At 62.1% G+C, this 1,245-nt stretch carries 1 protein-coding gene; it reads left to right on the forward strand.

What is annotated here, in order from left to right:
- The first annotated feature begins 183 nt into the window (after positions 1–183).
- A complete protein-coding gene (locus tag HMPREF2883_RS02400) occupies positions 184–1,116 on the forward strand; it encodes a hypothetical protein (protein ID WP_371080238.1) in 933 nt (310 codons plus the stop codon).
- The last annotated feature ends 129 nt before the right edge of the window (positions 1,117–1,245 follow it).

Here is a 1,245-nt window from a genome sequence, read left to right on the forward strand (position 1 = left end):
CACTTTTGACGGATGCTGTGAATAAGCCTCAAGGTACCGATGGCGGATGAGCAGACCATACCAGCGCCAAGAGGAGGCGTCGGCGCAGACGAAGTCCCGGCCGTCAACTCGGGCAACGACGCCTCTGTCGGCCGGAGGAAACCGTCGTCAGGCAGGTCGGCGGGGCGGTGGGCCATCCGGGTGATGCTGGTCGTCCTCGTGGTGATCATTGGTGGTGTCATCTATCTGATCGACATCACCGTGCACCCCGACAGCGGCCCGGATGGCTTCCAAGTCCGGCGCGTTGCCAGCACAGCCTCCAAGCACCTCTCCAGCAGCCCGGACGTCATCTCCGCCGAAACCACTGAGGCCTCAGCCGACCTCGGAGGCAACGACGTCCGACTGGACGTGCGCCTCAAGGACAACACCAGTGCGGAGGCGGCCGCCAACCTGCTGGCCTCTACTCGCCAGAAGACACTCCAGCAGGTACCCCACTACAGCGGCGAATTCGTCATCTCCGTGTCCTGGAACGCCAAGGGCAGCACCATCGACGTCGACGTCTCCTGTCAACGAGATCCCGAGGCAATCCGGACCGACGTGAAACGCGCACTCACCCCCGTCGGAGAAGCGAAGACCTTCACCGGCAACATCGACGAGTATCAGGGACCGACAATCGACTACGGAGACGTCACCACACTCCCCACCACCCTGACCCAACCAGGCATGAAGAAATCCTCCAAGACCTTCACCATGAACGGCTGGAAGGTCACCTCCACTGCCAAAATCGACGGACAGTTCAGCAACCCGCCCTTTGACCAGCTCATCACCGCCGCCAAGCAGGCCAGCCCCACCGGCACCATCGACCTCGACGGCACCACCCTGTCCGTCACCGGCCTGGCCACCGACGAGCGCAAAGGTCTCACCCCCGAGGCAGCAGCACCCGTCATCCACACCGTCGCCGACTGCCAAGCCGCAGGACTCACCACACTCAAGCTCAACGACGAAGCCAAGAAGGAGCCCTCCAGCGACGACCTCTGGCTGACCTTCACCTGCAACAACGGCACCTGGGCACCACAGCATGGCGGCAACACCGGCCAAGACGAAGCCACCATCCTCAACAAAGCCGCCGAACTCTAACCAACCCACCATTCGTCCTTCATCTCTACGCCGTCGAGCCAAACACCCCCACCATCAAGACGGATCAGGAAGAATTACGTCCGACAAGTAGGGAGAAGGAGGCTTATTCACAGGGCTAGCCGAAGCCGT

The organism is Actinomyces sp. HMSC075C01, from assembly GCF_001812965.1.
GTDB classification, from domain to species: Bacteria; Actinomycetota; Actinomycetes; order Actinomycetales; family Actinomycetaceae; genus Actinomyces; species Actinomyces acetigenes.